Genomic DNA, 1,164 nt, shown 5'->3' with positions numbered 1-1,164 from the left:
AGTGCAGATAGATGAAATATTTTTTAAATTTCTTTAAATAAAATATTTGTTTAATTAAAAAACAGTATTATATTTGCACCCGTAATGAGTCGCCAGCGTAGCTCAGTTGGCTAGAGCAGCTGATTTGTAATCAGCAGGTCGTGGGTTCGAGTCCCTCCGCCGGCTCTTTTGTAAACCACCTAATTTTTATTAGGTGGTTTTTTTTATGGCTATAATTACTTACATAATATTCTTTTAAATTGATTGTTATTGTTATATTTGAAAACTAACACTAACATCTATTAATTATGGAAGAACAGACTACCGTTGAAAATTTCGATTTACAAATTACTACAACTGCCAAAGATTTATTAGCTGAAACGGCCAAATGGGCTAATTATTTGTCTATTCTAGGATTTATAGGCGTAGGATTTATTGTCCTGATTGCTCTAATTATAGGAATAACGTTTGCTTTTGTGGGAAGTACTAGTAGTTCAATGGGGTTTTTAGAATCGTCAATGGGTTTAGGGGTAGCATTCGTTTATATTTTGATAGGAGCACTTTATTTTTTTCCGATCTATTACCTGAATAAGTTTGCTTCAAATGCTAAAGTGGCTATAAAAAATAATGACACGGCTGCTTTAACCCTTTCATTTGAGTATTTGAAATCACATTATAAATATATTGGAGTCATGACCTTAGTAGTTTTTTCATTATACGCACTACTTATTATAGGAATGGTGTTTACGAGGCTATTCTAGTCTTTTTAAGTGATCTTTTATATTATTGTGGCTTGCTTGTATTTTATGAGTGAATTATAATTAAACGCAGTACATTAACTTTAGATAACAGACTGTAGCTGTATCTTTGAATAAAAGACATCACTTTTTTAAAGAACTTTTGCTTTAAGTGTTTTTAATTCAGCTTTTTTAAAACACATTTCTGGAAAGTCATAAAAAAAACTGCCCAAAAAGTATATTTTTGGGCAGTTTAAAATGTTTTAATGAAGATTGTGTTTATTGTTGTTTTTTCAACGAACTTACATATTTTGTTAACTTTTTTCCATAAAGAGATTGAGCAACTTTAGGTGACATTGATTTTTGAATAGTATCTAAATATTTTAAGTTGATATCGTATATTTCAGATAAGGCAATGTAAGGAGCAACTTCATAATCTCTATTATTT

General features: G+C 29.9%; 1 protein-coding gene and 1 tRNA gene. Both read left to right on the top strand.

Going from position 1 to position 1,164, the window contains the following annotated elements:
* Window positions 1–91: 91 nt before the first annotated feature.
* Window positions 92–165, top strand: a tRNA-Thr gene (locus FPG59_RS16215).
* A 122-nt stretch (window positions 166–287) separates the two neighbouring features.
* The gene (locus FPG59_RS16210; RefSeq protein WP_086455547.1) at window positions 288–740 is read left to right on the top strand and encodes a hypothetical protein; all 453 of its coding nucleotides are present in this window, start codon (window positions 288–290) and stop codon (window positions 738–740) included.
* The last annotated feature ends 424 nt before the right edge of the window (window positions 741–1,164 follow it).

The sequence above is a fragment of the Flavobacterium sp. FPG59 genome (genome assembly GCF_002150205.1).
Taxonomy (GTDB): Bacteria; Bacteroidota; Bacteroidia; order Flavobacteriales; family Flavobacteriaceae; genus Flavobacterium.
Note: the sequence above shows the minus strand (reverse complement) of the source record. Positions and strands in the feature narration are given on the sequence as shown.

Excerpts from the sequence above, each read along its gene's own strand:
- FPG59_RS16210 (WP_086455547.1), top strand. The coding sequence starts at position 288 with ATGGAAGAACAGACTACCGTTGAAAATTTCGATTTACAAATTACTACA.